Below are 5304 nucleotides of genomic sequence, written 5' to 3'. Positions count from 1 at the left end.
TTGAAAGACCGTGCTTGGACTTGTCCTAAATGTAAAGTTTTCCATATTCGTGACCATAATGCTGCCAAAAACATTTTGGATAAGGGTCACACTGAGTTAGCTAAAACATTAACTGAAAATAGTCCCATCTATAAATAGATAAGGCAGGGCGTTGACAGCTCACGTCCTAAGCCTAGTTAATTGGTAGGTAAGACCTTATTATTTCCGAGAATGGTTTGGTTTCTTACTAAAGCATTTAAGAAATGGTAGGGCATACTTTACCTAGGTAAGTTGTAGCTAGTACTTCACGAAGTGATGAACTTCCGAAGGAAGTCTACAAGCCACCGAATTTATTCGGTGCGTAGTTTGACATAAGGAACTATGCTCAAAAAAGTAAACTGTATTGAGCTTCTTCTTAATCCAATTATTATTTTCTGCGGTCGTTTGGGTTCCAGCGTGGAAGTAAACTATTCGGTGGTTTAAAGCAATCAAAAGACAAATCTTATCCCAATTGTTGCCCGCTTTTTCTTTAACCATCGCTGCTAAACGATCAATATCTGCCAAACCAAATTTAGGTAAACTTGCTTGATTTTCTTGTACTAAAATTTCTGACATTTCCATTTATAATATCACCTCGCATCTATTATACCAAGAAAACGTTTTCTTGAAAAAATTAGCCATAAAAAGCACAACCATCCTTGGTTACGCCTTTTATAGTTAATTAGTAAACTTAACGGCCGTGCCGTAAGCCACAACGGTCATCATTTCTGCTGCAATCGAACCGGAGTCAAAACGCATCATAACAACCGCATCTGCCCCCATCTTTTGGGCTTCATTCTTAAGTTTTTGGATAGCATCTCGGCGTGAAGTTTCTAACATCTTGGTATAACCGCGCACTTCACCACCAACAATACTTTTAAGTCCCGCACCAATATCTGAAAAGGCATTGCGACTTTGAGTAGTGACTCCAAAACATTCACCTAAGATTTCGTAATTGCGACCTGGGATGTGTTCTGTCGTTGTAACTAACATAACTAAATTCCTCCTTTAGTCATCTAACTTGCCAGTCGAATTTAATAAAATTGACTCTGACAATAAGACATCATTATAAATTTTGTAAACATAATTTTCCATGTGCTCCATTTGGGAAATTTCATCGAGGTAATCACGTTCTACCACAAAAGCATAGCGTAAGGCCCGCATCTGCAATTCCGTTTCTGCTGGCGTTAATTCCGGATAACGAGCAGAAATCAGCCAAACCTTCCAGAAATCCTTGAGAGTGTTGAGGTTAACTTGATCTCGCAAGTCATACAATACGCTAACCTTAACTTTGGTCGGTAAATACATCGATTCTACCGCCTTAATGGCTTTGGCCACCATGGCTTGCCGGATTCGGTCAGATTCCACTAACTCTTCTTTTTGCGATAAACCATGAGGTAATAGAAACTTAAAGGCCACTGTCGGAACAATCATGGACAGTAAAACCAAAACTGATTCAGACAACACTAACATGCTAAAAGCACTTCTACCAATATCATCGGCATGAACCATAAAGACCAGAGCTAAGGTTACCGCACCGTGCACTCCACCTAAACTAAAAAGTAAGCTGTCTCGACGGCTACGTCGCATAAAACGCATATAGAGATAACGTGCCAGTAAGCCCATTACGTACATAACCACTCCGGCAACAATCCAGAAGAATGGATGGCGAGTATCAAGATGATAGCCAAAGTCTTCGCGGAAAATCCGCACTAACATAATTCCTAAAATCACAAAGACCATATCATTGAGAATTTCACGCATCAAGTCTGCTAGTTGCAACCCGTTATGGAATTGGCGGGGGTTAACAAAGCGACTTCTCTGACCTTCATTATTTTGTAATAAACCGGCACAAACCACGGCAATCACACCCGAAACATGGAGTTCTTCTGCCAAAAAGTAAACAATAAATGGCGTCATAATGAAAATCAAATTCTGCGCTGAAGTAGAATCCATATTGGTCCGTGAAAGTCCTTGCCGGAAGGAAATAAGGGTGATGGCGGCCACAATCCCTAGAAAAGCTCCTCCGACAGCAGCAATGATGAACTCGTTGATTGAACCGCCAACATTTAACTGTCCTGCTGTCGCCCACAGGAGCGTCCCGTTTAACAAGACAATCCCGGTTGCATCATTGAAAAGCGACTCCATCTTAAGCATTTTTTCGACCCCTTGTGGCATTTCCAGACCGACACGCACCGATTCACTCGCTGTGGCATCCGTCGGTGTCGCAATCGAAGCCATTAAAAAGGCAATCGGTAAGCTAATTGCCGCAGTCGTAGCTAAATTAACCACAAATCCTGTCATAATCGCCGTTACCACCGCTAAGGTTACCGTAACCCCAATGATACTGCCTAATTCACTTTTAACACTACTTAAACTCGTGGTTTGCCCTTCAATATACAATAGAGGCGCCACCACCCCAATCATGAAAACTTCTGTATGAAAAGGTGCGACCCACGCGTTTAAAATCGGAATATAGGCAATGATAATTCCAATCGCTAAAGCAATGTAACTATCAGCAATCCGACTATTAAATTTGGATACAATATTACTAACACTGGCCGCCACTAACAGGACGGTTGTTGAAACAATCATTAAACTCCCCCTTTGTGAATAATTTTCCACTTTTATTATAACGTAAGTAGCTCGAACAATAAATAAAAGTGCATTCTTGACGGGAAAACTCCTCCTGGTGACATTGTTTTATTTTCTAGTTAATAACACCAAGAGAAAAAGCCCGTCATACCAACGGACTTCTGAGGTGTAATTGTTGCCACAACTTGGATACCTAAATTTTAGGCAACTTCCTCATCTAACTGAAAGTATTTCGTCGTCAACTTTAATTAAAAAAGAACTTTTCTTATTCCCAATCTCCACACTCTAACTTTGTGCTAAAATAAAGGAAAATACGCTTTAGGAGGACACAATTATGGATCGTGTCGAAGAATTAACCCTGGTTTTGACAGAATTCATCCGGTATAGCGATTGGTGCGTTCAAAATAATGGTGGTAACTACGATGAAAACCAGGCTCTTAAAAATACATACATCATAGGGGAGAAAAAGCGCAGCGACCTTTCTGATATTGAAATTGACGGCACAAAATTTGGCTGGAATTATAATAAAATCGGAAATGGTAAAAAAATCTGGACCGCTGGTTATGTTGACGATGGCAATTATAATCTGGTATACAACCGTTACGACGAAACGAACCGTAAGCTTCTTTTCCAAATTTTTAATTCCGAGAAGCACGACTCAGAAACTATCAAAGAAATTAAACTTGGCTCCCGCTCACCTAATTCAACGGAAATTCGCAAGCTAGTAACTACCTATTGGGAATATAAAGACGCCAAAAAGCAAATCGTAAATGATTCTCTCGTGGAAGTATTAACTCAAAAATTACGTAAATCCAAAAATATTATTTTACACGGCGCTCCTGGGACGGGGAAAAGCTACTTGGCAAATGAGGTTGCCGCTAACTTAATTGGTATCGATAGCGACGAATTACCTTATTCCGACCACTTCAAATTTGTGCAATTCCATCCAAGCTATGATTACACTGATTTTGTGGAAGGTCTACGCCCCACCAAAGGAAGTCGGGATGATGTTAAATTCTCCTTGGTTGATGGAACCTTTAAAAAATTTATCAATGAACAAGCGCGCCGTAACACACCTAATTTCAAAAATCAATTTGCAAGTTTCCAACAAGATTTGCAGTTAGACGAAACTCGCTTTGAAACACAAATACGACACTCAGAATTTTATATTTCGGAAATTAGACCACAAGACGATTTAATTATCTTGAATATTCCCCAGAATAAAGAACCGAAAGCCCGTTTAAAACTTAGCTACTTACGTCACCTTTACGAAAGTCCTAAAACTTTCAGCAGTGTCAAAGAGATCAAGGATGATTTTTTGGCATCGCGTAATCGCCAAAAAGCCAGCGCTTGGGAACCTTCTTACTATTTAGTTCTACTAAAAGAACTTGAAAAATATCAAAAACAGTTGGACCAACGCCCTTACGTTTTCGTAATCGACGAAATTAATCGCGGAGAAATTTCTAAAATCTTCGGAGAACTTTTCTATAGTATCGATCCCAGCTATCGTGGGATGCGTGGAGCAGTTAAAACCCAATACCAAAACCTTCATGACGATGATGAAAAATTTTTCATCCCAGAAAATGTCTACATTTTAGGGACCATGAATGATATTGACCGTTCCGTGGACACCTTCGACTTCGCTATGCGCCGACGCTTCCGCTTTATCGAAATTAAGGCTGATGACCGCTTGTCCATGCTAGATGAAGAGTTGGACCCTGAGTATGTTGTTGAAGCCAAAAAAAGACTGCAAGCTCTTAACCAAATGATTGTCTCCACGCCGGGATTAAATGAAAATTACCAAATCGGTCCTAGCTACTTTATTAACCTCAAGCATTTGGACTATGATTTTGATACTTTATGGGATGATTTCCTTGAACCCCTCATTAAGGAATATCTCCGTGGTAACTTCGGCCAAGTAGACATTGCAGACTTCCACCACGCTTACGATTTGGATGATGACTATGATGTGGATTGAAGACAATCAACGCTATTCCAAGACCCAATTTAAACAGACCTATCCCCAGCTTAGTAGTTATCTCCTCGACCAAACTCTTGACCAACTTGATCTAGAAGATAAACTCCTAGTTTTTGCCCGCCGGGATGCAGACCAATCCTTATTGGATGGCCAAAGTAAAATTTTTGAAAGTTTCAATCAACAGGTTAAAACCGGAAATGTGATTGGCTTTCTGGGTTACGGAGATGAACAACTTGAAATTCATACGCGGTTCTCGCAAAATGATGATTTCTTCTTAAATTATTTACTACAAAAAGTTATGGACTTTAAGCTCGTAAACCTCGAAAGTGGCTTGGGGCTCAGCGATAGTTACTACGATTTCATGTTTTATCTTTTCCCCCGCTACTTAAACCAAGCTATGCGCAAGGGAATTTACCGGGAGTATCGGTACTTCGAGCATAATGATACCCACTTAAAAGGTACCTTTAAGCCAGCTCGGCATTTGAAAGAAAATACCCCTTTTATGGGAAAAGTTGCCTACACTACTCGTGATTATACGGTGCAAACAGACCTACTTTACCTCATCCGCCATACTTTGGAATACCTTAAGATTAACAAGCCGGTGGTCTATGAATATCTCTTACAATCAGATGAAAGTCGTGCCAATCTCAGCTTCATCGTCAACTACCCCTCTCTAAAGAGAGGGGCTTGTAAGGTTGAACCTTACGGTTCTC

Annotated in this window: 6 protein-coding genes; 3 read left to right on the top strand and 3 right to left on the bottom strand. The window is 40.3% G+C overall.

Going from position 1 to position 5304, the window contains the following annotated elements; genetic code table 11:
- Entirely contained in the window at nucleotides 1-138 is a 138-nt protein-coding gene (locus tag FC36_RS11630; RefSeq protein ID WP_420843337.1) for a zinc ribbon domain-containing protein, read from the top strand.
- A 138-nt stretch (nucleotides 139-276) separates the two neighbouring features.
- On the opposite strand, the gene FC36_RS07535 is transcribed toward FC36_RS11630, so the two are convergent.
- The 3 genes from FC36_RS07535 to FC36_RS07525 form a co-directional block, all read right to left on the bottom strand.
- Entirely contained in the window at nucleotides 277-600 is a 324-nt protein-coding gene (locus FC36_RS07535; RefSeq protein ID WP_056986820.1) for a heme-degrading domain-containing protein, read from the bottom strand.
- Nucleotides 601-696: 96 nt separating this feature from the next.
- Nucleotides 697-1011: a heavy metal-binding domain-containing protein gene (locus FC36_RS07530; protein ID WP_056986819.1), complete on the bottom strand. Its 315-nt coding sequence runs from the start codon at nucleotides 1009-1011 to the stop codon at nucleotides 697-699.
- Between the two features lie 15 nt (nucleotides 1012-1026).
- Complete coding sequence (locus FC36_RS07525; RefSeq protein WP_056986818.1) at nucleotides 1027-2613, bottom strand: cation:proton antiporter; 1587 nt, start codon at nucleotides 2611-2613, stop codon at nucleotides 1027-1029.
- A gap of 334 nt (nucleotides 2614-2947) precedes the next feature.
- Here FC36_RS07525 and FC36_RS07520 point away from each other — a divergent pair, with 334 nt between their 5' ends.
- Both FC36_RS07520 and FC36_RS07515 read left to right on the top strand, forming a co-directional pair.
- The gene (locus FC36_RS07520) at nucleotides 2948-4591 is read left to right on the top strand and encodes an McrB family protein (protein ID WP_056986817.1); all 1644 of its coding nucleotides are present in this window, start codon (nucleotides 2948-2950) and stop codon (nucleotides 4589-4591) included.
- Nucleotides 4578-5304, top strand: a 727-nt coding sequence (locus FC36_RS07515; protein WP_235805817.1) for an McrC family protein, incomplete at its 3' end; no start/stop codon positions are given. The genes FC36_RS07520 and FC36_RS07515, both read left to right, overlap by 14 nt.

Source organism: Ligilactobacillus equi DSM 15833 = JCM 10991, assembly GCF_001435735.1.
Lineage (GTDB): Bacteria > Bacillota > Bacilli > Lactobacillales > Lactobacillaceae > Ligilactobacillus > Ligilactobacillus equi.
The sequence above is the reverse complement of the archived record's forward strand: the minus strand, read 5'-3'. Positions and strand labels throughout refer to the sequence as shown.

Excerpts from the sequence above, each read along its gene's own strand:
- FC36_RS07535 (WP_056986820.1), bottom strand. The coding sequence starts at position 600 with ATGGAAATGTCAGAAATTTTAGTACAAGAAAATCAAGCAAGTTTACCT.
- FC36_RS07530 (WP_056986819.1), bottom strand. The coding sequence starts at position 1,011 with ATGTTAGTTACAACGACAGAACACATCCCAGGTCGCAATTACGAAATC.
- FC36_RS07525 (WP_056986818.1), bottom strand. The coding sequence starts at position 2,613 with ATGATTGTTTCAACAACCGTCCTGTTAGTGGCGGCCAGTGTTAGTAAT.
- FC36_RS07520 (WP_056986817.1), top strand. The coding sequence starts at position 2,948 with ATGGATCGTGTCGAAGAATTAACCCTGGTTTTGACAGAATTCATCCGG.